This window comes from Kitasatospora sp. NPDC001603, from assembly GCF_040298365.1.
In the GTDB taxonomy this organism is placed as follows: domain Bacteria; phylum Actinomycetota; class Actinomycetes; order Streptomycetales; family Streptomycetaceae; genus Kitasatospora.
In genome coordinates this window covers 22,393-45,731 of record NZ_JBEPAA010000009.1, presented here as the reverse complement: position 1 = coordinate 45,731, position 23,339 = coordinate 22,393, and the positions used below count along the sequence as shown (strand labels likewise).

Genomic DNA, 23,339 nt, shown 5'->3' with positions numbered 1-23,339 from the left:
CGTCGTTCCCCCGTCCGTCCCCCCACCCCCACTCCAGGAACCGCCATGACCGCGCCCGTGTTCGTCGTCGAGACCGCGCAGCTCGCCTCCGCCGCCCCCGGCGCGGTGGTCCGGCTGGACGGCCCGGAGGGGCGGCACGCCGCCGCCGTGAAGCGGCTGGAGCCGGGCGAGGCGGTGACCCTGGCCGACGGGCTCGGCCTGGGCGCCGACGGCACCGTCACGGCCGTGCACGGCAAGGACGCCGTCGAGGTGACGGTCGCCGCGGTCCGCCGGGAGGCCGAGCCGGCGCCGCGGATCGTCGTCGTCCAGGCGCTGCCCAAGGGCGACCGCGGCGAGCTGGCGGTGGAGACCATGACCGAGGTCGGCGTGGACGTGGTGATCCCCTGGGCCGCCTCCCGCTGCATCACCCAGTGGAAGGGCGAGCGCGGTGCCAAGGCGCTCGCGAAGTGGCGCTCCACCGCCCGCGAGGCGGGCAAGCAGTCCCGCCGGCTGCGGTTCCCCGAGGTCCGCGAACTCGCCACCACCCGCCAGCTGGCGCCCGTCCTGGCCGGGGCCGCGCTCGCCGCGGTGCTGCACGAGGACGGCGCCGAGCCGCTGGCCGGCGCCGCGCTGCCCGGCGGCGGGGACATCGTGCTGGTGGTCGGCCCCGAGGGCGGGGTCTCCCCGGAGGAGCTGGCCGCCTTCGCCGAGGCCGGTGCCAGGCCGTACCGGCTCGGGTCCTCGGTGCTGCGCACCTCGACCGCGGGAGTGGCCGCCGGCGCCCTGCTGCTGGGCCGCACCGGCCGCTGGGGCTGAGCGGGCCGGTCGCCGCACGGACCGTTCGTCCTCCGGCGGTTCGTTCCCCGGCGGTTCGTCCCCCGTAGGGGGCGGCCTGCGCGAAACCGGAGGCGCGCCGCCCCGGCGGGTGCGTAGGGTGCGGCTGTGAGCGAATCCCCGAGCACCCCTGCCGGCGCCTACCTGCGCCATCCGCACCTGCACGGTGACCTGATCACCTTCGTCGCGGAGAACGACGTCTGGCTCGCCCCGCTGGACGGCGGCCGGCCCTGGCGGCTGACGGCCGATCACGTCCCGGTCCGCCGCCCGCGCTTCTCGCCGGACGGCCGGCACATCGCCTTCGTCTCCACCCGGGACGGCGCGCCCGAGGTGCACGTCGCGCCGGTGGACGGCGGGCCGTCCCGGCGGCTGACGTACTGGGGCAGCGACCAGACGCAGCTGCAGGGCTGGACGGCCGACGGCAGCCCGGTCGCCACCACCTCCGCCGGACAGGCCACCCTGCGCCGCACCTGGGCCCACGCCGTACCGCTGGACGGCGGCGAGCCGCGGCGGCTGCCGTACGGGCCGGTCGGCGGCGTGGCGTACGAGCCGGGCGGCGACCGGGTGCTGCTGCTCTCGGCGGCCGGTGCGGAGCCCGCGCGGTGGAAGCGCTACCGGGGCGGCCGGGTCGGCAAGCTCTGGATCGGCGCCGAACGGTTCGCCCGCGTCCACGAGGAGCTGGACGGGCACATCGAGGCGCCGCTCTGGGTCGACGCGCCCGGCGGCGCCCGGATCGCCTTCCTGGCCGACCACGAGGGCGTCGGCGAGCTCTACTCCAGCCTTCCCGACGGCAGCGGCCTGCGCCGCCACACCACCTCCCCGGAGGGCTTCTACGCCCGCGGCGCGACCAGCGACGGCACCCGGGTGATCTGGCACCGGGCCGGTGACCTCTGGCTGCTGGACGACCTCGACGGCGCCGAGCCGCGCCGGCTGGACGTCCGGCCGTCCGGCCCCCGGGCCGGCCGGCGGCCCCGCCCGGTGCCGGCCGCGCACTGGCTGGAGAGCGCCGCCCCCGACCGCACCGGCCGGGCCGGCGCCGTGGTGGTGCGCGGCAGCGTGCACTGGCTGCCGCACCGGGAGGGCCCCGCCCGGGTGCTGGACGAGACGCCCGGCGTCCGGGCCCGGCGGGCCCACGTGGTGCCGGGCGAGGACGGCGCGCAGGGCGTGCTCTGGGTGACCGACGCCGACGGCGAGGACGCCGTCGAGTACGCCCCCGCCGTGCTCGGCGAGGAGCGCCGCCGGCTGGCCGGCGGACAGCTGGGCCGGGTCCGCGCGCTGGCGGTCTCGCCGGACGGCAAGCAGGCGGCGGTCGGCGCGCACGACGGCCGGGTCCTCCTGGTGTCGCTCGCCGACGGGACGGTGCACGAGCTGGACCGCAGCACGGACGGCGAGGTCAGCGGGCTGGCGTTCAGTCCGGACTCCGCCTGGCTCGCCTGGTCGCGGCCGAGCCCGGGCTTCGGGGCCTGGTCGCTGCGCCAGATCGTGCTGGCCAACCTGGCCACCCGCACGGTCGGCGAGGTCACCCCGGCGCGCTTCATCGACACCTCGCCGGCCTTCACCGCCGACGGCCGCCACCTGGCCTTCCTCTCGGTGCGCAACTTCGACCCGGTCTACGACTCGCACGTCTTCGACCTGTCGTTCCCCAACGGCTGCCGCCCGTACCTGGTCACCCTGGCCGCCGACACCCCCTCCCCGTTCGGCCCGCGCCGGGCCGGCCGGCCGGCCGGCGGGGAGGACGACGAGCCCAAGGGCAAGAAGGCGGACGGCGAGGAGGGGGCGGCCGACGCCCCGCCCGCCACCCGGGTCGACCTGGACGGGATCGCCGACCGGATCATCCCCTTCCCGGTCGAGGGCGGCCGGTTCGGCGAGCTGGCGGCCGCCAAGGACGGCGTGCTCTGGACGCGGATCCCGCTCACCGGCGAGCTCGGCGACGACGCGGCCACGCCGGAGGACGAGCAGCCGCGCCCCACCCTGGAGCGGTTCGACCTGCGCAAGCGCCGGGTCGAGCAACTGGTCGACGGGCTCGACGAGTTCGCGGTCAGCGGCGACGGCAGCCGGGTTGCCGTGCTGGACGAGGGCGAGCTGCGGATCGTCCCGGCCGACCACAAGGCGGTGGGCGACGACGACGAGATCGACGTCGACCTGCACCGGCTGCGGGTGACCGTCGACCCGGCCGCCGAGTGGCGGCAGATGTACGACGAGAACGGCCGCCTGATGCGCGACAACTTCTGGCGCCCGGACCTCGGCGGCCTGCCCTGGGCCGAGATCCTCGACCGCTACCGGCCGCTGGTGGAGCGGCTCGGCTCGCACGACGACCTGGTCGACTTGCTCTGGGAGGTGCACGGCGAGCTGGGCACCTCGCACGCCTACGTGCAGCCCTACGGCATCCACACCGAGGCCGCCCGCCGGCAGGGCAAGCTCGGCGCCGACCTGGTCAAGGACGGCGAGGTCTGGCGGATCGCCCGGATCCTGCCCGGCGAGTCCTCGGACCCGCGGGCCCGCTCGCCGCTGGCCGCGCCGGGCGCCGCCGTCCGCCCGGGCGACGCGGTGCTGGCCGTCAACGGCCGCCCGGTGGACGCGACCGCCGGCCCGGCCCCGCTGCTGGCCGGCACCGCCGGACAACCGGTCGAGCTGACCGTGGCCGGCAAGGACGGCACCGACCGCCGGTACCCGGTGGTCGTCCCGCTCGCCGACGACGAGCCGCTGCGCTACCACGACTGGGTGGCCGGGCGGCGGGCCGCCGTCCGGGAGCTGTCCGGCGGGCGGCTCGGCTACCTGCACATCCCCGACATGCAGAGCACCGGCTGGGCCCAGATCCACCGCGACCTGCGGTCGGAGATGGCCCGGGAGGGCGTGATCGTCGACATCCGGGAGAACCGCGGCGGCCACACCTCGCAGCTGGTGATCGAGAAGCTGGCCCGGCGGATCGTCGGCTGGACGGTCGCCCGCGACCTCGCCAACCCGGTGCCCTACCCCGGCGACGCGCCGCGCGGGCCGATCGTGGCGCTGGCCGACGAGTTCTCCGGCTCGGACGGCGACATCGTCAACGCCGCCATCCAGGCGCTGAAGCTCGGCCCGGTGGTCGGGACGAGGACCTGGGGCGGCGTGATCGGCATCGACAGCAAGTACAGCCTGGTGGACGGCACCCTGGTCACCCAGCCGAAGTACGCGTTCTGGCTGGAGGGCTACGGCTGGGGCGTGGAGAACCACGGCGTCGACCCGGACGTCGAGGTGCCGGTCGCGCCGCACCAGTGGGCCGCGGGGGAGGACCCGCAGCTCGCCGAGGGCGTCCGGATCGCCCTGGCGGCGCTGACCGAGACCCCGGGCAGCACGCCGCCGCCGCTGCCCTGGGAGCAGGGCCCGGCGCCGGACGCCCCGCAGGACGCGGGGCAGGAGAGCGGGCACGGCGCCGGGCAGGACGCCGGGTAGGACGGGCGCAGGTCCGGCGGGGGTGCCCGGGCAGCTGACCGGGCACCCCCCACGGGCCGTACGCCCCTCGCGGGCGGCGGGTCCGCGGGGGCGGGCGCGACTGCCAGCAGGCGACCGGGCCGCTCGGCTAGCATGCGGCCGTACGCCCCGACCGACACCGTGCGACACCGCGAGGAGACCCCGATGGCCGGCGAGCCGCAGTCCGACTGCCTGTTCTGCAAGATCGTGGCGGGCGAGATCCCGGCCACCGTGGTGCGCAAGACCGAGCGCGTCCTCGCCTTCCGGGACATCGCCCCGAAGGCTCCGACCCACGTCCTGGTCATCCCGCACGCCCACTACCCGAACGCCGCCGCGCTGGCCGCCGCCGAGCCGCGGATCGCCGGCGAGCTGCTCGCCGAGGCCGGCGAGGTCGCCCGGGACGAGGGCCTCGACGACTACCGGCTGATCTTCAACACCGGCGCGGGCGCGGGCCAGACCGTCTTCCACGCCCACGTCCACGTGCTCGGCGGCATGCCGATGAACGAGCGCATGGTCTGAACGACGTGTCACAGCGCGAACTCGTCGTCCTCGGCACGGCCAGCCAGGTCCCGACCCGGCACCGCAACCACAACGGCTACCTGCTGCGCTGGGACGGCGAGGGCCTGCTGTTCGACCCCGGCGAGGGCACCCAGCGCCAGATGCTGCACGCCGGGGTCTCCGCCACCCAGATCACCCGGATCGCGGTCACCCACTTCCACGGCGACCACAGCCTGGGCCTCGCCGGGGTGATCCAGCGGATCAACCTGGACCGCGTCCCGCACCCGGTGGACATCTACTTCCCGGCCTCCGGGGAGGTCTACTTCGAGCGGCTGCGGCACGCCACCGCGTTCCACGAGACCGCCGTGCTGCGCCCCCGCCCGATCGACGGGCCGGGGCCGCTGCCGGCGCCCGGCGCCCGCTTCGCACTGGACGCCGTCCGGCTCTCGCACCCCGTCGAGTCCTTCGGCTACCGGCTCACCGAGCCGGACGGCCGCCGGCTGGTGCCCGAGCGGCTGGCCGCGCTCGGCATCGCCGGCCCGGACGTCGGCCGGCTCCAGCACCGGGGAGCGATCGAGTCGGGCGGCCGGCGGGTCACCCTCGACGAGGTCAGCGAGTTCCGCCGGGGCCAGCGGTTCGCCTTCGTGATGGACACCCGGCTCTGCGAGGGCGTCCACGAACTCGCCGAGGGCGCCGACCTGCTGGTCATCGAGTCCACCTTCACCGACGCCGACACCCGGCTCGCCGAGGAGCACGGCCACCTCACCGCCGGCCAGGCCGGCAAGGTCGCCGCCGAGGCCGGTGCGGGCACCCTGGTGCTGACCCACTTCTCGCAGCGCTACCCGGACCTCGGCCAGCACCTCGCCGACGCCCGCAAGCACTTCGACGGCACCGTCGTGCTCGCCGAGGACCTCGCCCGGGTGCCCGTGCCGCCCCGCCGACGGCCGTGAGCGGCCGGGCGCGCGGAGCCGCGGGCCGGTGGCCGTGCGCCCGGGCGGGGCACCGGTCCCGGGCGGAAAACCGTTCGCGCCGCTCCGCGATCTGCCCCAGCATCGTCGGGAGCGGCCCCGCCGCCCGCCGCAGCGATCACGCTCGCGGCGTACCCTGGTGCCCCGGAAGGACCGCGCGGCACCACGAGACCACGGATTGGGATGAGGCAGGCCCCAGCGCCGACCTATGAGTGACACATCGCAGACCCGTACGAACGGACAGCCGCGCCCCGAACCGGCCGACGAGGGCCGCACCAGCGCCCGGATCGTCATCCCCGAGAAGCACCCGATGGTCACCCTGCTCGGCACCGCGGACTCGCTGCTGAGGGTGATCGAGCGAGGCTTCCCCGCCGCGGACATCCACGTCCGCGGCAACGAGGTGACCGCCACCGGAGAGCGCGCCGAGGTCGCCCTCGTCAAGCAGCTCTTCGACGAGATGATGCTGGTGCTGCGCACCGGCCAACCCCTCACGGAGGACGCCGTGGAGCGCTCCATCGCCATGCTCCGGAGCGCCGTCGACGACCCGGACAGCCCGGCGCCGTCGCAGGTGTTCACCGCGAACATCCTGTCCAACCGGGGCCGCACCATCCGCCCCAAGACGCTCAACCAGCAGCGCTACGTCGACGCGATCGACAAGCACACCATCGTCTTCGGGCTCGGCCCGGCCGGTACCGGCAAGACCTACCTCGCGATGGCCAAGGCCGTCCAGGCCCTCCAGGCCAAGGAGGTCAACCGGATCATCCTGACCCGTCCGGCGGTCGAGGCGGGGGAGCGGCTGGGCTTCCTGCCCGGCACCCTCTTCGACAAGATCGACCCGTACCTGCGTCCGCTCTACGACGCGCTGCACGACATGATGGACCCGGACTCCATCCCGCGCCTGATGGCGGCCGGCACCATCGAGGTCGCCCCGCTCGCCTACATGCGCGGCCGGACCCTCAACGACGCCTTCATCATCCTCGACGAGGCCCAGAACACCTCGCCCGAGCAGATGAAGATGTTCCTCACCCGCCTCGGGTTCAACTCCCGGGTGGTCGTCACCGGCGACACCAGCCAGATCGACCTCCCGGGCGGCACCCGCAGCGGCCTCAAGGTCGTCCAGGAGATCCTGGTCGACGTGCCCGACATCCACTTCTCCGTGCTCACCAGCACCGACGTGGTCCGCCACAAGCTGGTCGGCCGGATCGTGGACGCCTACGAGCGCTGGGACGCCCGGCAGGAGGCCGAGGAGAACGCTCCGTCGGCCCGCAAGCCCGGCCAGCGGCGCCCCGGCAAGACGACCGCACCGCGCGCACCCCGACAGTCCCATCGCACCGAAAGCTGAGTAACCAGCCCGTCATGTCGATCGACATCGCCAATGAGTCCGGTTGGGACGCCGACGAGGAGTCCATCCTCGACGTCGCCCGCTACGCGCTGGACAAGATGCGGATCCACCCGCAGTCAGAACTGTCCGTGATCCTGGTGGACGGTGCGGCGATGGAGGAGCTGCACATCCAGTGGATGGACCTCCCCGGCCCGACCGACGTGATGTCCTTCCCGATGGACGAGCTGCGTCCCGGCAAGGAGGGCGAGGAGCTGCCGCAGGGCCTGCTCGGCGACATCGTGCTCTGCCCCGAGGTGGCCGAGCAGCAGGGCAAGGCGGCTCCGTCCAAGCACTCGATGGACGAGGAGCTGCAGCTGCTCACCGTCCACGGGGTGCTCCACGTGCTCGGGTACGACCACGAGGAGCCGGACGAGGAGGAGGAGATGTTCGGCCTCCAGAAGGCCATCCTCGACGGCTGGCGGGCCGGCCGCGGCCTGGGCGGGATCTCCCCGGCCCCCACCACCCACTGAGCGCGGAGCCCGAACCCCTGTGAGTGGTGAGAGTACGAGTTTCATCCTCGGCGCCGTGCTGCTGGTCGTCCTCGGCTGGCTGGCGGCCTGCGCCGAGGCGGGTATCTCCCGGGTCTCCCGGTTCCGCGCGGAGGAGGCCGTCCGGGCCGGCCGGCGGGGCTCGGCCCGGCTGCTGGCGCTGGCCTCCGACCCGATCCGCTACCTCAACCTGGCCACCCTGATCCGGGTGGCCAGCGAGATGGCGGCGGCGGTCCTGGTCACCGTGGTCTGCGTGCGGAGCCTGGACTCCACCTGGCAGGCCGTGCTGCTGGCGTTCGGCGTGATGGTGCTGGTCTCCTTCGTGGCGGTCGGCGTCTCGCCCCGCACGATCGGGCGCCAGCACCCGCTGACCACCTCCACGGCGGCCTCCTTCGTGCTGCTGCCGCTGGCGGGCGTGCTCGGCCCGATCCCGCGGCTGCTGATCCTGCTCGGCAACGCGCTGACCCCGGGCAAGGGCTACCGCGAGGGGCCGTTCGCCTCCGAGGCGGAGCTGCGCGCCCTGGTGGACCTCGCCGAGAAGGACGACCTGATCGAGGACGAGGAGCGCCGGATGGTGCACTCGGTCTTCGAGCTGGGCGACACCATCGTCCGCGAGGTGATGGTGCCGCGCACCGACCTGGTGATGATCGAGCGTCACAAGACCGTCCGTCAGGCGCTGACCCTGGCGCTGCGTTCGGGCTTCTCGCGGATCCCGGTGGTCGGCGACAACGAGGACGACGTGGTCGGCATCGTCTACCTCAAGGACCTCGTGCGGCGCACCCACATCAACCGGGAGGCCGAGTCCGAGGAGGTCGGCGCGGTGATGCGGCCGGCCGTCTTCGTCCCGGACTCCAAGCCGGCCGGCGACCTGCTGCGCGAGATGCAGCAGCGCCGCTCGCACGTGGCGATCGTGATCGACGAGTACGGCGGCACGGCCGGACTGGTCACCATCGAGGACATCCTGGAGGAGATCGTCGGCGAGATCACCGACGAGTACGACCGGGAGATCGCGCCGGTCGAGGACCTCGGTGACGGCTCGTACCGGATCACCGCCCGGCTGCTGGTCGAGGACCTCGGCGAGCTGTTCGGGATCGAGCTGGAGGACGAGGACGTCGAGACCGTCGGCGGCCTGCTCGCCAAGCACCTCGGCCGGGTGCCGATCCCGGGCTCGTCCTGCGAGATCCCGCTGCCCGAGGACGCGGCCACCGACCTGACCGCCATCCGGCTGACCGCGGAGAGCTCGGCCGGCCGCCGCAACCGGATCGGTTCGATGGTCGCGATCCCGGTCCGGGTCTCGGCCGAGGCCCTCCAGGAGTCCGGCGAGTAGCGTTCGGGCGGCCGCGGGGCGACGATGGCGTCATGACTCATCTACTGCGTGCGGAGTACGGCCCGCAGGGTCGGTCGGCCGGGGCGAAGACCTGGCACGTCGTCCGGGCCGCCGAACCCGCGGCGGCCCTCTGCGGCCGCACGATGGACACCGACGCCGAGACCCGGCCGGACCAGGAGTGGGGCACCGGGCTGCGCTGCTGTCAGCAGTGCGGCTCGCTGTACATGCACGAGGTGCCGCACATGCAGGGGAGCCACCCCTACAGCTAGGCACATGCGGGGGTACCCCCCGGAAGCCAGGCCGTGCGCCCGCTCCGCGGTCGGAGTAGCGTGAACGAGGCCGTTTCGACGTCGCCATGGTGGAGGTCGCCATGAAGCTGCAAGACGAACTGCCGGTCGACCACCGGCTGCTCCTGGTCTGGCGGACCGGGGCGGGACTCGGCGGGATCTTCCTGATCGTGTTCGGCATCCTCGGGCTGGCGGACCATCCCGGCTTCCTGTCCACCGAGGGCGACGACATCGCCGGGATGTCGACCAACGGAGCGCTGAGCATCCTCTCCATCGTGATGGGCGCGGTCCTGGTGGCCGGCGCGGTGATCGGCGGGAACTTCGCCGCCAACCTCAACATGGTGGTCGGCATCCTCTTCGTGCTCTCCGGTTTCTACGGGCTGACGGTGCTCGGCCGGCCGGACGCCAACATCCTCAACTTCCGGATGTCCAACGTGCTGTTCGCGTTCATCTTCGGACTGGTCGTGGTGACCTTCGGGATGTACGGCAGGGTCAGCAGCCACCTGCCGCACGACAACCCGTACTGGCGCAAGCGGTCCGCCGAGGAGGAGCCGCTGCCGAACGGTCCGAAGACCTTCGTCAAGGTCATGCGGCCCGGGCCGCCCAATCCGATCGGCCACTGAGGCCACTGAGGCCACTGGGGCCCCTGAGGCCGGCGGGGCCGTCCGCGTCGCTGGGCGCGGACGGCCGGTCGGCGGGGCGTCCTATGCTCGGCGCCATGAGTGACATCGTCGAGCTGGATCCCGAAGACAAGAAGATCATCACCCTGGCCCGCTCCGCGCGCGCCCGCAACGGCGTCGCGGAGGGGGCCGCGGTGCGTGACGAGACCGGGCGCACCTACGTGGCGGGCACGGTCGCGCTGGAGTCGCTGCGGCTCAGCGCGCTGCAGACGGCGGTGGCGATGGCGGTGGCCAGCGGCGCCAGGTCGCTGGAGGCGGCCGCCGTGGTGAGCGAGGCCGGGGAGCCGGCCGAGGCCGATCTGGCCGCGGTGCGGGACCTCGGCGGGGCCGGGACGCCGGTGCTGCTCGCCGGACCGGACGGGGCGCTGAAGGTGGCGGCCGAGGCGCGCTGAGGCGCGTCGACGGCGTACCGGGGCCCGCCGGGGGGCGGCTCGGGGCGCCCGGGGCAGCCCGGGCGCCCGGCCCTGCAGGATCCGCAGATAATCTCACCGGTACAGATGGTGAGCAGGTCGCGGTGAGGGGGCTGGGGGCATGGGACCGTTCGCGTTCTTCGCGGGCCTGCTGCTGGGCGTCATGGGGATGGGCAAGTGGCAGGAGACCGGGTCGCCGTTCTGGCTCTGGGGCTCCGTCGCCTTCCTCCTCATCGTCCTGATCAGCGGGATCTCCGCCGTTCTGGGCGGCAAAAAGGGCTGACGGGGGCGGGCTGTCCGCCGGGCGCCCGGTGATCAGGGAGAATGGGGCCCATGAGTGCCCCTTCCTCCTCGTACCGCTCCGGCTTCGCGTGCTTCGTCGGCCGGCCCAACGCGGGCAAGTCGACCCTGACCAACGCCCTGGTGGGGACGAAGGTCGCGATCACCTCCGACCGTCCGCAGACCACCCGGCACACCGTGCGCGGCATCGTGCACCGCCCGGACGCCCAGCTCGTGCTGGTCGACACCCCCGGTCTGCACAAGCCGCGCACCCTGCTCGGCGAGCGGCTGAACGACCTCGTCCGCTCCACCTGGGCCGAGGTCGACGTGATCGGCTTCTGCCTGCCCGCCGACCAGAAGCTCGGCCCCGGCGACAAGTTCATCGCCAAGGAACTCGCCGACATCAAGAAGACCCCCAAGGTGGCCATCGTCACCAAGACCGACCTGGTCGACTCCAAGCGGCTGGCCGAGCAGCTGATCGCCGTCCACCAGCTCGGTGCCGAGCTGGGCATCGAGTGGGCCGAGATCATCCCGGTCTCGGCGGTCGGTGACAAGCAGGTCGAGCTGGTCGCCGAGCTGATCACCAAGCTGCTCCCGGAGGGCATGCCGCTCTACCCGGACGGCGACCTCACCGACGAGCCCGAGGTGATCATGGTCGCCGAGCTGATCCGGGAGGCCGCCCTGGAGGGCGTCCGGGACGAGCTGCCGCACTCGCTGGCCGTGGTCGTCGAGGAGATGATCCCGCGCGAGGACCGCCCGGCGGACCGGCCGCTGCTGGACATCCACGCGAACGTCTACATCGAGCGGCAGAGCCAGAAGGCCATCGTGATCGGGGCCAAGGGCGCCCGGTTGAAGCACGTCGGCACCACCGCCCGCAAGCACATCGAGGCGCTGCTCGGCACGCCGGTCTACCTGGACCTGCACGTCAAGGTCGCCAAGGACTGGCAGCGCGACCCGAAGCAGCTGCGCAAGCTGGGCTTCTGAGCCCGCCCGCACCGAGCAGGGCCCGTCCGGACGACCGCGTCCGGACGGGCCCTGCGCCGTCCCCTAGGCGCCCTCGCGCAGCACCAGCGAGACCAGCTCCCGTTGCGACTCGGTGAGCTTCGGGTCGGCGCAGTGCACCGTCCGGCCGTCGACGGTGATCTCGTAGTGGAAGCCGTCCGGCACCCCGTAGGAGGGCGCCCGCAGCCCGCCCGCGACGGCCTCGCGGGCGAGCGCGTGCACGTGCGGGGCGTCCGTCCGCGCGGTGGTGTCGAGCTCCGCGCGGCGGACGTTCCCCGCGAGGCCGCCGGTCCGGGTCACCTGGATACGCATGGTGTCCATGGTGCTACGCAGGGATGGCGTTTGCCGGGCTTTTCCAGGACCTTGACCTTATGCGCTCTTAAACCTTATGACCGCTCAAGTCGGGCTCGACCGCGGTCGGGCGGCTCAGGCCGTACTGACCCCGACCTTCGCCCAGGCCGCCGTCACGGTGTCGCCCACCGCGGGCTCGGGGTAGCGGGCCCGGGCGGCCGCCACGGTGGCCCGGGCGAAGGCCGCGAAGTCGGCGTCCCCGGGCAGCTGCCGGCCGGTCAGCGCGTCGTACCAGATCCGCCCGGCCCGCTCCCAGGCCGGCCCGCCGAGCGCGGTGGCCAGCAGGTAGAAGGCGTGGTTCGGGATGCCGGAGTTGATGTGCACGCCGCCGTTGTCCTGGGCGGTGCGGACGTAGTCGCGCAGATGGGCCGGCTGCGGGTCCTTGCCGAGCCGGGGGTCGTCGTACGCGGTCCCGGGCGCCTTCATCGAGCGCAGTGCCACCCCCTGCACGCCCGGGGCGAGCAGGCCGGCGCCGATCAGCCAGTCCGCTTCGCCGGCGTCCTGGCGCAGCGCGTACTGCTTCACGAGCGAGCCGAACACGTCGGAGACGGACTCGTTGAGCGCGCCGGGCTGGCCCCGGTACTCCAGTGCGGCGGTGAACTGGGTGACGCCGTGGGTGAGTTCGTGGCCGATCACGTCGACGCAGGCGGTGAAGTCGCCGAACACCTCGCCGTCGCCGTCGCCGAAGACCATCCGCCGGCCGTCCCAGAAGGCGTTGTCGTAGTCGCGGCCGTAGTGCACGGTGGCGTCCAGCCGCAGACCCTGGTCGTCGATCGAACGGCGGCCGAAGGCGTCGGCGAAGAGGGCGAAGGTGTCGCCGAGGCCGTCGTAGGCGTGGTTGACGGACTGGTCGGGGACGGGCCCCTGGTCCTCCCGGCGGACGGTGCGGCCGGGCAGCCGTTCGCTGTGTCCGGCGTCGCAGATCACCCGCTCCAGGCGGGCGCCGCCGGGCTGCGGCGCGGTGGCGGTGAGGCGGGCCGTGCGGTGCGCGGCATCCAGGGCGAGGGAGCGGGCGGCGGGCTCGTGACCGGCCTCGGCGAGGCGGTCCAGGACGTACGGCGGAACGATCGCGCAGAGCGGCGGTTCGGCGGTCATGTGGCCAAGAGTGAGGCATTCGTGACCTGTTGTCACCGGCGTGGACGGAATCGGGCGCCGTCTCAAGGGGTGGAATGTCCGCCCGGCTCACTTCGGGGGCGCGTGCTCCTCGGTTACGCTGGACGACATCATGCGCAACGGGCTGCTTCTTCTTAGCTGCCGCGTCGAGGGCCTGTAGTCCACCAGGGCCGGCTCCCTCGCCGCGGGGACTGTGCTGTGCGCGTTGCAATACTGCGGCCCACCGAGGGGTCGTGCGCGGCAGCAGGCCGGCCGGTCGGGTGTCCATCTCACCCCGACAAGCCCCGCATCACAGGAAGCCGAGAGTCACCTCCATGACCGAGCAGAGCTCCGCCGCGTCCATCCCCGCTGGTCGCGCGTTCGTCGACCGTCCGACGCCGATCACCGCCGCGACCGTGCGCCAGCGGGGCGCCGGCATGCGCCACGGCCGCTACCTGCCGTTCGGCACGGTCGACCTGCCGGACCGCAGCTGGCCGTCGAAGGTGATCACCAAGGCGCCGCGCTGGCTCTCCACCGACCTGCGGGACGGCAACCAGGCGCTGATCGACCCGATGTCCCCGGCCCGCAAGCGCAAGATGTTCGACCTGCTGGTCGGCATGGGCTACAAGGAGATCGAGGTCGGCTTCCCCTCCTCCGGCGCCACCGACCACGCCTTCGTACGGTCGCTGATCGAGGAGGGGGCGATCCCGGAGGACGTCACCATCTCGGTGCTGACCCAGGCCCGCGAGGAGCTGATCGAGAAGACCGTCGAGTCGCTGGTCGGCGCGCCGCGGGCGACCGTCCACCTGTACAACGCGACCGCGCCGCTGTTCCGCCGGGTGGTGTTCCGCAACGACCGGGCGGCCACCAAGGCGATCGCCACCGACGGCACCCGGCTGGTGATGGAGTACGCCGAGAAGCTGCTGGGCGACGACACCGTCTTCGGCTACCAGTACTCGCCGGAGATCTTCGTCGACACCGAGCTGGACTTCGCCCTGGAGGTCTGCGAGGCGGTGATGGACGTCTGGCAGCCGGGCGAGGGCCGCGAGATCATCCTGAACCTGCCGGCCACCATCGAGCGGGCCACCCCGAACGTCCAGGCCGACCAGTTCGAGTGGATGTCGCGCAACCTGTCCCGCCGCGAGCACGTCTGCCTGTCGGTGCACCCGCACAACGACCGCGGCACCGCCGTCGCCTCCGCCGAGCTGGCCTACATGGCCGGCGCCGACCGCATCGAGGGCTGCCTGTTCGGCCAGGGCGAGCGGACCGGCAACGTCGACCTGGTGACCCTGGGCATGAACCTGTTCTCGCAGGGCATCGACCCGCAGATCGACTTCTCCGACATCGACGAGGTGCGCCGCACCGCCGAGTACTGCAACCAGATGGAGGTGCACCCGCGCCACCCGTACGCCGGCGACCTGGTGTACACCTCCTTCTCCGGCTCGCACCAGGACGCGATCAAGAAGGGCTTCGACGCCCTGGAGGCCGACGCGAAGGCGGCCGGCGTGCCGGTGGGCGAGCACACCTGGGGTGTGCCGTACCTGCCGATCGACCCGAAGGACGTCGGCCGCACGTACGAGGCGGTCATCCGGGTCAACAGCCAGTCCGGCAAGGGCGGCGTCGCCTACGTCCTGAAGAACGACCACAAGCTGGACCTGCCGCGCCGGATGCAGATCGAGTTCTCCCGGATCATCCAGGCCAAGACCGACGCCGAGGGCGGCGAGGTCACCCCGGCGGCGATCTGGGCGGTCTTCCAGGACGAGTACCTGCCGACCACCGACAACCCGTGGGGCCGGATCTCGCTGAGCGGCTCGCGCAGCCTGACCACCGAGGACGGCCGGGACGCGCTGACCGCCCAGGCCGTGGTCGAGGGCGCGCCGGTCACCCTGGCCGGTACCGGCAACGGCCCGGTCTCCGCCTTCGCCGACGCGCTGGGCCGGATCGGGGTGGACGTCCGGGTGCTGGACTACGCGGAGCACGCGCTGAGCGAGGGCGGCGACGCCCAGGCCGCCGCGTACGTCGAGTGCGCCGTGGACGGCAAGGTGCTGTGGGGCGTGGGCATCGACGGCAACACGGTGCTGGCCTCGCTGAAGGCGATGATCAGCGCCGTCAACCGGGCGCAGCGCGGGTAGTTCGTACGAGTGGTAGTGGCGGGCCGTCCTCCGGGGCGGCCCGCCGTCGTGGTGGGCGGTCCCGGGTGGGCGGCTGTGGCCTGCGCCACATTTTTTCGGCCCGGAAGCCGTTCGAGGTACTGACACGTGCCGGTAACCATGGCAACATCGACCCACCGGAAATCCGGGTCGGTGGGACGGCCTCGGGGTCCGGTCGCGTGACCTGCCCATTGTTGTGCAGGCCGCCTGCCATGTCTGGGGAGTGGCGCCGTGACAGGGTTGTGGGGTGTTCGCCCGCGCTGGCGGACTGACGTTCTCGGTGACTTCTTCTGTCCAGGCTGCGGCGGGGACCGCAACTACCGCCGGCAGCACGGCCGGCGGTGGCTGCGGTTGCTGGGCGCGGCGGTGCTGCCGCTCGGCCCGGTCGTCCGCAGCGTGCAGTGCACCACCTGCCACGGCCGCTACGGCGTGGAGAGCCTGGACCAGCCCACCTGCGTGCGCCTCGGCGGGATGCTGCGCGACGCGCAGTACACGGTGGCCCTCGCGCTGCTGGCGGCCGGCGGGACGGCGCACCGGGCGGCCCGCGAGGCGGCCTGCGCGGCCGTCCGGGAGGCCGGTTTCGACGACTGCGGCGAGGCCCAGGTGCTCGCCGCGCTGGCCGCGCTCTCCGGGCTCGGCGGCGAACTCCGGGACGCCCACGACCTGGAGGCGTCCTCCGGGCTCGGGGACGCCGGCGCGCTGGCGGTGGAACTGCACGCGGTGCTCGAACCGCTCGCCCCGCACCTGGCCCACCACGGCCGGGAGCGGCTGCTGCTGCAGGGGGCGGCGATCGCGCTGGCCGACGGGCGCTACCTGCCCCAGGAGCGGGAGGCGCTGGCTGCCGTGGGGCGCTGCCTGGACCTGCCGCAGGCGAGGGTCGGGGCGCTGCTGGAGGCGGCCACCCACGCTTCGTACTAGGCCGCGCGGGCCACGTCCCGGCCGCGCGGGAAGGACCTCGGCCGTCGCACCACGCGGCCCCCGGACGGCCGCCCCCGGGACCCCCACGAACCGGGCCCGAACCGCCCCCCGGCCCCCCGGCCGGGCGGCGCCCCACCCTGGGCCCGCCGTGCCCCGCACCGATCGGGTCTCCCCCACGGCCCCGGTGCGGGCCACACGGCTGCCGCCCGGAGGTCGGCCGGTGGGGGACAATGGTGGGATGTCCACACTGTTCGACGCCGGCCGCGAGGCCGCCGCATGAGCCTGTTCCGGGACGACGGCGTGGTGCTCCGGGCGCAGAAGCTCGGCGAGGCCGACCGGATCATCACCATGCTCACCCGCCAGCACGGCAAGGTGCGCGCGGTGGCCCGCGGGGTGCGCAAGACCAAGTCCAAGTTCGGCGCCCGGCTGGAGCCGTTCTCGCACGTGGACGTGCAGTTCTTCAGCCGCGGGAGCGAGCTGGTGGGGCGCGGGCTGCCGCTCTGCACCCAGGTGGAGACGATCGCCCCGTACGGCGGCTCGATCGTCACCGACTACGGCCGCTACACCGCGGGGACGGCGATGCTGGAGACGGCGGAGCGGTTCGCCGAGAACGAGGGCGAGCCGGCCGTCCAGCAGTACCTGCTGCTGGTCGGCGGTCTGCGGACGCTGGCGGCCGGGGTGCACGAGTCGCACCTGGTGATGGACGCCTTCCTGCTCCGCTCGCTGGCCGTCAACGGGTACGGCGCGAGCTTCACCGACTGCGCCAAGTGCGGCCTGGAGGGCCCGAACCGGTTCTTCTCGCTCCAGGCGGGCGGCGTGCTGTGCGGAGACTGCCGAGTCCCCGGTTGTGCCGTACCCTCCCCTGAGACACTGGTACTGCTCGGGGCGCTGCTGTCAGGGGACTGGCGGACGGCCGACACCTGCGAGCCGAGGTACTGGCGGGAGGGCAGCGGCCTGGTCGCGGCCTATCTGCAGTGGCACCTGGAGCGGGGCATCCGCTCGATGAGATACGTGGAGAAGTGAGCACATGGCAGCGCGACGGCTCTTCGGCGGTGGCAAGCAAAGGGAGTACCTCCCCCCGACCCCGCACCCCAGCGGCGCACAGCCCCCGAAGATCCCCGGCGAGCTGGTCCCCCACCACGTCGCGATCGTGATGGACGGGAACGGGCGCTGGGCCAAGGAGCGCGGGCTGCCGCGCACGGAGGGCCACAAGGTCGGCGAGTCCGTGGTGCTGGACGTGCTCAAGGGCGCGATCGAGCTCGGTGTGAAGAACATCTCGCTGTACGCGTTCTCCACCGAGAACTGGAAGCGCTCGCCCGACGAGGTGAAGTTCCTGATGAACTTCAACCGGGACGTCATCCACCGCCGCCGTGACGAGATGGACGCGATGGGCGTGCGGGTCCGCTGGGCCGGCCGGATGCCCAAGCTGTGGAAGAGCGTCGTCCAGGAGCTCAAGGTCGCCGAGGAGCAGACCAGGGAGAACGACGCCGTCACGCTCTACATGTGCGTCAACTACGGCGGCCGGGCGGAGATCGCGGACGCCATGGCGGCCATCGCGGCCGATGTCGCGGCGGGCCGGCTGGACCCGAAGAAGGTCAACGAGAAGACCATCGCCAAGTACCTGTACCACCCGGACATGCCGGACGTGGACCTCTTCCTGCGCCCGAGCGGCGAGCAGCGGACGTCCAACTTCCTGCTCTGGCAGTCGGCGTACGCGGAGTTCGTGTTCCAGGACGTGCTCTGGCCGGACTTCGACCGCCGGGACCTCTGGCGGGCCTGCGAGCAGTACGCGCGGCGCGACCGCCGCTTCGGCGGGGCGATCCCCAACGAGGTCGCCCCCGGCGAGGCCGCGGAGGTCCCCGCGCAGCGCTGAGCCGCCGTGGGGGGGGGGGGGGGCGGCGGCGCGCGGCCGGGCGCCGCGCCCGCCCCGCGCCCCCCCGGCGGGCGGCCCGGCCGCCGGTGTGCGCGGCCCCGGGGGCGGCCTCGGCGGCGGTGCCGGGCGTCCGGCGGCGCTGGACCGGGATGCCCGCGGCCTGCTCGGACCGGGCCTGCTCGGACCGGTACGGCGCGCCGTGGGCCGGCGGGATCCGAGGGTCGGCGGGGTCGGTCTGCTGGCTGTCCTGCTGCACGGGGTTCCCTCCCTCCGACCGGTCCTCGGGTGGCGCACGGGCTGCGCGCCGACCCGGACACACTAGACGAGTCGAGTACGGGAATTGTTCCTGGTGTGATCTCCGCCATGTTCGGGAACCGCAATTCACCAGGCGCATCGTGTTCCGGTGAATTCCCCGGAAAGCCATTTCGGGTCATGATCTGTACACAAAAGGGTGACCCTGACCAGGTGGTCAATGGATCGCGCAGCCGTCCATGTCCGCGGTGCGTCCCTCGAACGAGGGCGCCGTGGTCGCGGTGGATGACGCACCGGCGGCCCGGTCCGATCCGGCCGCCGCCGCCCCCGAGGGCCCCGGGCTCGCGCCCGCCACCGCCGACGGGTCGGGGGAGCCCGGCGGCCGGACGGTGATCGACCGATCGTCGCGCAGCGCCGTGAACAGCTGGGTGGTCAGCGGCTGCACGAACTCGTCCCGGTCCGAGTCGAAGCGGTACGGGCGGCGCGGCGCGGTCAGGAAGACCGCGTCGGCGGACGGGATGCCGCGCAGGTCCTGGGTCAGGTCGTAGAGCGCGCCGAGCGAGGAGAGGCCGCCGTCGGCCCGGACCGAGGAGGTCGCCGCGTCGAGCACCGGCCAGAGCCGGGCCGGGTTCAGCAGCACCCCCTGCGACTGGACCTTGCGGATCAGGGCGGCCAGGAACTGCTGCTGACGGCCCATCCGCTGGGTGTCGCTGCCGTCGCCGAGGGTCTCCCGGGCGCGGACGTAGCCGAGCGCCTGTTCGCCGCGCAGGGTCTGCCGCCCGGCCGGCAGGTCCAGCTTGGCGTCCTTGTCGTGGATCGCCTGCGGGACGCACACCTCGACGCCGTCCACGGCGTCCACCATCGTCTTGAAGCCGTGGAAGTCGAGGATCACGTAGTGGTCCATCCGGATGCCGCTCAGCTGTTCGACGGCCCGGATCGAGCAGGCCGGACCGCCGGTCTCGAAGGCCGAGTTGAACTGCGCCAGCACCTGCCTGCTCCGGGTGCCGTCCGGCTTCTCGCAGACCGGCACGGTGACCATGACGTCGCGCGGGATGGAGACGGCGGTCGCGTGCTTCCGGTCCGCCGCCAGGTGCAGCAGGATCGTGGTGTCCGAGCGCTGGCCGCCGGCCTCGCCGTACGTGGCGTTGGCGCCGGTGCGGTCGTCACTGCCGATCAGCAGGATGTTCTCGGCGCCCTTGGCCCCCGCGGTGCGGCTGGGCCGTTCGGCCTCCAGCCGGGCCAGCAGCTGGTCGGTGGCGGAGTCGGTCCGGATGTTGCCGTCCAGCTTGCGGTAGGCGATCCAGAGCACGGTGCCGCAGGCGACCAGCAGGAGGGCGAGGACGCCGGCGGTGATCATCAGCCACCGCCGGCGCCTGCGCCGGGGCCTGGTCGGGGAGTCCGGGGCCGCGGGCTCCGGGTCGGGGGAGTCCCGGTCCGGGGAGCCCGCGGTCGCGCGGGCGTCCCCGGTCGGGGGGTTCTCGGTCGGGGGGTGCTCGGTGTCGTCCTCGGCCATGGCAGGGATGCCTACCCGCCGGGCCGGAGCCGGGGGTTAGCCGAGGCGCAGTGTCACCCGTTCGGACTCGGTCCGCTTCTCCCACTGCTCGGCGCTCAGGCCCTCCGAGTTGCGGCAGAGCACCACCGAGGCGCCGGCCGCCAGCGGTGCCAGCAGACCGGCCTCCAGGCCCGCCCAGTCCTGGTACGAGAGGGTGGAGAGCACCCGGTCGCCGGCCGTGATGCCGAGCCGGGCCGCGCCCTCCCGGGCCAGCTGGACGGTCTGGTCGCCGGTCAGCTTCAGCGGCAGGCCGTCGATGCCGGTCTCCAGCGCGGGCGCGTCCGGGGTGACGGGGGAGTACGGCGCGAAGCGGTCGCCCTGGCCGGGCACCTCGGCGGCGTAGTCGAGGAAGCCGTCCGGGCGCTGGGGGAACCGGCCGCCCAGCGGACGCAGGGCGAGGGCCACCCGTTCGCCCTCGCAGGCCTGGGCGGCCTCCAGGCCGTCCGGTCCGCTGACCACCAGGTCGGCGTCGGCCGGGTCGCCGGCCGGCACCGCCGTCACACCGACCGACCAGCAGGCGAGCAGCCAGACGGCGCTCTGCCAGTGGGCGGGCAGCAGGAGGGCGGCGCGGTCACCCGGACCGGCGTTCAGCTCGTCCTGGAGCAGGTTGGCGGTCTTGGCCACCCAGTTGTCGAAGGTTCGGGCGGAGAGTTCCACCCGTTCGCCGGTGGCGTCGTCGTAGAAGGTGACCAGCGGAGCCGCGGGGTCGACTGAGGGAGTGCCACCTCGCAGGAATGCGTGCAGCAGCTCGACAGGGGTTCGGGCATCGGCAGCGAAAGGCGCAGTCATGGTGCGCCCCAGCCTACGGCCTTCGGGTGGGCGACCGGGAGGGGTGGCGGACCCTGCGCGAGGTGGCATGGCGAGTTCGGTGTTTTGCGCTGAACATCCCTTTTATGGGTATCTCTTTGCCGGCCGCCGCACTCGCCGGCTGCACCGCCGTCCTGCTCCTCCAGCCCGTTCCGGCCGCGGCCGCCGCCGATCCCGCCCAGCAGCGCCGCACCTCGGCCGGCGGCGGCTCGGTCACCTCGCTGCCGCTGGGCGCCGACCGCGCCCTGGCGCCGCGCGCCACCCGCCCGTTCGAACTGCTCGGCGTCGGCTGGAACGGCCCCGCCCGCTCGCTCGACGGCGGCTCCGTCCGGGTCCGCACCAGGGACGCCGCCACCCACGTCTGGGGCGACTGGCAGGTGCTGGAGGCGGACGGCGAGGACGGACCGGACACCCCGGGCGGCGGAGCGACGGCGCCGCTCTGGACCGGTCCGAGCGACGGCGTGGCGGTCCAGGTCACCGCCGGCCCCCGCGGCCTGCCGGACGGCCTGCGGCTCGACCTGGTCGACCCCGGCCAGGGCGCCGCCGGGGCCGCCGGCCGGACGCTGCCCGCCGAACCGCCGGACGGGCGCCGGGCCGCCCGGCCCGCCGTCGTCACCCGGGCCGGCTGGGGCGCCGACGAGTCCCTCCGGGACCCGCAGGTCGAGTACACCGGCCCGGTCCGGGTGGTCTTCGTCCACCACACCGCGACCGCCACCGAGTACGACTGCGCCGACGCGCCCCGGATGATCAGGGCGATCTACCAGTACCACGTGCAGAGCAACGGCTGGCGGGACATCGGCTACAACTTCCTGGTCGACCGCTGCGGCACCCTCTACGAGGGCCGGGCCGGCGGCGCCGAGCTCGCGGTGCACGGCGCGCACACCCTGGGCTTCAACACCGACTCGGCGGGCGTCGCGGTGCTCGGCACCTTCGTCACCGACACCCCGCCGCCGGCCGTACCGGACGGGCTCGCCCGGCTCGCCGCCTGGAAGCTCGGGCTGGCCGGCCAGGACGCCGCCGGCCGCACCCAGCTGGTCTCCGGCGCCGACGGCACCCGCTACCCCAAGGGCACCACCGCCACCTTCGACGCCGTCTCCGGCCACCGCGACGCGGTCGCCACCGAGTGCCCCGGCGCCACCCTCTACCCGCTGCTCCCCGCCGTCCGCACCCAGGCGGCCGCGCTGCAGAGCGCCGCCCGCCCGGCGGCCCCCTGGGCACGCTGAACCCGCGAGCCCGGGGCCTACACCGGGCCGGGGCCCCGGGGGAGCAGCGCCCGCAGCTCGGCGGTCAGCGCCCGCGCGACGTCCGGCCGCAGGTCGTACCGGGCCGGAGTGTTCTGCAGCAGCGCGATCCGCCAGCCCGCGCCCGCGTTGACGGCGATCACCGTCTGCAGGGCGTTCAGGCCGGGATCGAGGTCCTCGGCGTCGTCCGGCACCAGACCGGCGACGGCGTCCAGCTCGGCCACCCCCGGGCCGAGCGCCCGGATCCGCCGCACCTTGGCGACGTACTCGGGGGTGGCGTGGTCCGCGAAGATCCGCCCCAGTTCGGCGGCGATCACCGACCGCCCCGCGTACCTCGTTCCGTCGAATCCGACCATCTCCCCGTCCTCGGCGAACGGTCCGGCGCACGCCGCGCCGTCCCGCAGGTTCCACCCGTCCAGGGTCCGGTGGTAGAGCGCCCGCACCGCGCCCTCGTCGGCGTGGGACAGCTCCGGCAGCCGCGTATCGTTCATATCCCCATGGTCGGCGAAGGCGGTGGAGCCGGACAGCGGAGGAGGCGCGGGGCGGTGTCGGACGAGGCGGCGACCGGTGCGCGGGTGCGCCTCTGGCGCCCGGGCTTCCCGCTCGACGTGGCCCGCACCCTGCTGCCGCTGCGGCGCGGGCCGGCCGACCCGGCCTACCGGACCACCGGTGACGGCGCGGTCTGGCGGGCCTCCCGCACCCCGGCCGGCATCGGCACGCTGCGGGTACTGGCCAGGCCGGCCGACGGCGAGGTCGAGGCGCGGGCCTGGGGCCCGGGGGCGGCGTGGCTGCTGGACCGGCTGCCCGTGCTGCTCGGCGCCGAGGACGACCCGGCCGCCCTGGTGCTGCCGCCCGGCCCGCTGCGGGAGGCCCAGCGGCGTGCGGCCGGCGTGCGGCTCACCCGGACCGGGCTGGTGCTGGAGTCACTGGTGCCCGCGATCCTGGAGCAGAAGGTGACCACCGACGAGGCGTACCGGGCCTGGCGGACGCTGCTGCGCGACTTCGGCGCCCCGGCGCCCGGCCCGGCCGAGGGCATGCGGGTGGCGCCGTCGGCCCGCGAGTGGGCGCTCGTCCCCAGCTGGGAGTGGCACCGCGCGGGGGTGGACCCGAAGCGCTCCGCCACCGTGGTGCGCGCCGTCCGGCTGGCCGCCCGGCTGGAGGAGGCCTCGGCGATGGACCACGCCGAGGCGTTCGCCCGGCTGACCTCCGTGCCCGGCATCGGGATCTGGACGGCCGCCGAGACCCTGCAGCGCAGCAACGGCGACCCGGACGCGGTCTCGGTCGGCGACTACCACCTCCCCAACCTGGTCGGCTGGGCCCTGGCCGGCCGTCCCCGCAGCGACGACACCCAGATGCTGGCCCTGCTGGAGCCGTACCGCCCGCACCGCCACCGCCTCTGCCGCCTGCTGCTGAGCACCGGCACCCACGCCCCGCGGTACGGCCCCCGGCTGACCCCCAACGACCACCGGCGGCGGTGAACTCCGGCGCCGAAACGACGCCTTCGGTGTACACATCCAGGTGTA

The 23,339-nt window shown here is 73.9% G+C and carries 23 protein-coding genes; 18 read left to right on the top strand and 5 right to left on the bottom strand.

What is annotated here, in order from left to right; all coding sequences use genetic code 11:
- Positions 1-45: 45 nt before the first annotated feature.
- The 12 genes from ABT263_RS08780 to era all read left to right on the top strand — a co-directional run bounded on the left by ABT263_RS08780 (position 46) and on the right by era (position 11,562).
- Complete coding sequence (locus ABT263_RS08780) at positions 46-795, top strand: 16S rRNA (uracil(1498)-N(3))-methyltransferase (protein WP_352289089.1); 750 nt, start codon at positions 46-48, stop codon at positions 793-795.
- A gap of 126 nt (positions 796-921) precedes the next feature.
- On the top strand, positions 922-4,242 hold the full coding sequence (locus ABT263_RS08775; RefSeq protein WP_352289086.1) for a S41 family peptidase: 3,321 nt from the start codon (positions 922-924) through the stop codon (positions 4,240-4,242).
- 183 nt (positions 4,243-4,425) lie between these two features.
- Positions 4,426-4,779 carry a histidine triad nucleotide-binding protein gene (locus ABT263_RS08770; RefSeq protein ID WP_329487584.1) on the top strand — a complete coding sequence of 118 codons (354 nt, stop codon included), beginning with the start codon at positions 4,426-4,428 and terminating at the stop codon, positions 4,777-4,779.
- A gap of 5 nt (positions 4,780-4,784) precedes the next feature.
- Positions 4,785-5,708 (top strand): ribonuclease Z, encoded by a 924-nt coding sequence (locus ABT263_RS08765; protein WP_329487583.1) that lies wholly within the window; start codon positions 4,785-4,787, stop codon positions 5,706-5,708.
- Positions 5,709-5,934: 226 nt separating this feature from the next.
- On the top strand, positions 5,935-7,068 hold the full coding sequence (locus ABT263_RS08760; protein WP_396487028.1) for a PhoH family protein: 1,134 nt from the start codon (positions 5,935-5,937) through the stop codon (positions 7,066-7,068).
- Positions 7,069-7,082: 14 nt separating this feature from the next.
- Positions 7,083-7,577, top strand: coding sequence for an rRNA maturation RNase YbeY (gene ybeY, locus ABT263_RS08755; RefSeq protein ID WP_329487582.1), 495 nt, complete (start codon positions 7,083-7,085; stop codon positions 7,575-7,577).
- A gap of 19 nt (positions 7,578-7,596) precedes the next feature.
- Entirely contained in the window at positions 7,597-8,922 is a 1,326-nt protein-coding gene (locus tag ABT263_RS08750; protein WP_329487581.1) for a hemolysin family protein, read from the top strand.
- Positions 8,923-8,954: 32 nt separating this feature from the next.
- On the top strand, positions 8,955-9,191 hold the full coding sequence (locus ABT263_RS08745; protein WP_329487580.1) for a hypothetical protein: 237 nt from the start codon (positions 8,955-8,957) through the stop codon (positions 9,189-9,191).
- Positions 9,192-9,292: 101 nt separating this feature from the next.
- The gene (locus ABT263_RS08740) at positions 9,293-9,832 is read left to right on the top strand and encodes a DUF4383 domain-containing protein (RefSeq protein ID WP_352289083.1); all 540 of its coding nucleotides are present in this window, start codon (positions 9,293-9,295) and stop codon (positions 9,830-9,832) included.
- 95 nt (positions 9,833-9,927) lie between these two features.
- Positions 9,928-10,281, top strand: coding sequence for a cytidine deaminase-like protein (locus ABT263_RS08735; RefSeq protein WP_329487578.1), 354 nt, complete (start codon positions 9,928-9,930; stop codon positions 10,279-10,281).
- A gap of 139 nt (positions 10,282-10,420) precedes the next feature.
- Positions 10,421-10,582, top strand: coding sequence for a hypothetical protein (locus tag ABT263_RS08730; protein WP_329487576.1), 162 nt, complete (start codon positions 10,421-10,423; stop codon positions 10,580-10,582).
- A gap of 50 nt (positions 10,583-10,632) precedes the next feature.
- On the top strand, positions 10,633-11,562 hold the full coding sequence (era, locus tag ABT263_RS08725) for a GTPase Era (RefSeq protein ID WP_329487573.1): 930 nt from the start codon (positions 10,633-10,635) through the stop codon (positions 11,560-11,562).
- Between the two features lie 63 nt (positions 11,563-11,625).
- On the opposite strand, the gene ABT263_RS08720 is transcribed toward era, so the two are convergent.
- Complete coding sequence (locus ABT263_RS08720) at positions 11,626-11,892, bottom strand: protealysin inhibitor emfourin (RefSeq protein WP_329487572.1); 267 nt, start codon at positions 11,890-11,892, stop codon at positions 11,626-11,628.
- Between the two features lie 114 nt (positions 11,893-12,006).
- Positions 12,007-13,026: a M4 family metallopeptidase gene (locus ABT263_RS08715; protein WP_352289080.1), complete on the bottom strand. Its 1,020-nt coding sequence runs from the start codon at positions 13,024-13,026 to the stop codon at positions 12,007-12,009.
- Between the two features lie 332 nt (positions 13,027-13,358).
- Between ABT263_RS08715 and leuA the strand changes: the two genes are divergently transcribed.
- From leuA to ABT263_RS08695, 4 genes are all read left to right on the top strand, one after another.
- Positions 13,359-15,155 (top strand): 2-isopropylmalate synthase, encoded by a 1,797-nt coding sequence (gene leuA, locus ABT263_RS08710; RefSeq protein WP_329487570.1) that lies wholly within the window; start codon positions 13,359-13,361, stop codon positions 15,153-15,155.
- 369 nt (positions 15,156-15,524) lie between these two features.
- Positions 15,525-16,091 (top strand): TerB family tellurite resistance protein, encoded by a 567-nt coding sequence (locus tag ABT263_RS08705; RefSeq protein ID WP_352289077.1) that lies wholly within the window; start codon positions 15,525-15,527, stop codon positions 16,089-16,091.
- A gap of 276 nt (positions 16,092-16,367) precedes the next feature.
- Complete coding sequence (recO, locus tag ABT263_RS08700) at positions 16,368-17,114, top strand: DNA repair protein RecO (RefSeq protein ID WP_329487568.1); 747 nt, start codon at positions 16,368-16,370, stop codon at positions 17,112-17,114.
- Between the two features lie 4 nt (positions 17,115-17,118).
- A complete protein-coding gene (locus ABT263_RS08695) occupies positions 17,119-17,964 on the top strand; it encodes an isoprenyl transferase (RefSeq protein WP_352289074.1) in 846 nt (281 codons plus the stop codon).
- Positions 17,965-18,433: 469 nt separating this feature from the next.
- Here ABT263_RS08695 and ABT263_RS08690 read toward each other — a convergent pair whose 3' ends face one another.
- Positions 18,434-19,729: an LCP family protein gene (locus ABT263_RS08690; RefSeq protein ID WP_352289071.1), complete on the bottom strand. Its 1,296-nt coding sequence runs from the start codon at positions 19,727-19,729 to the stop codon at positions 18,434-18,436.
- Between the two features lie 36 nt (positions 19,730-19,765).
- On the bottom strand, positions 19,766-20,557 hold the full coding sequence (locus ABT263_RS08685; RefSeq protein ID WP_352289068.1) for a TIGR03089 family protein: 792 nt from the start codon (positions 20,555-20,557) through the stop codon (positions 19,766-19,768).
- Between the two features lie 104 nt (positions 20,558-20,661).
- On the opposite strand from ABT263_RS08685, the gene ABT263_RS08680 reads away from it, so the two are divergent.
- Positions 20,662-21,798 (top strand): peptidoglycan recognition protein family protein, encoded by a 1,137-nt coding sequence (locus ABT263_RS08680; RefSeq protein ID WP_352289065.1) that lies wholly within the window; start codon positions 20,662-20,664, stop codon positions 21,796-21,798.
- A 17-nt stretch (positions 21,799-21,815) separates the two neighbouring features.
- Here the strand turns inward: ABT263_RS08680 and ABT263_RS08675 are convergent, their stop codons facing one another.
- The gene (locus tag ABT263_RS08675) at positions 21,816-22,307 is read right to left on the bottom strand and encodes an SgcJ/EcaC family oxidoreductase (RefSeq protein WP_352289062.1); all 492 of its coding nucleotides are present in this window, start codon (positions 22,305-22,307) and stop codon (positions 21,816-21,818) included.
- Positions 22,308-22,313: 6 nt separating this feature from the next.
- Here ABT263_RS08675 and ABT263_RS08670 point away from each other — a divergent pair, with 6 nt between their 5' ends.
- The gene (locus ABT263_RS08670; RefSeq protein WP_380390025.1) at positions 22,314-23,294 is read left to right on the top strand and encodes a DNA-3-methyladenine glycosylase family protein; all 981 of its coding nucleotides are present in this window, start codon (positions 22,314-22,316) and stop codon (positions 23,292-23,294) included.
- Positions 23,295-23,339: the final 45 nt, after the last annotated feature.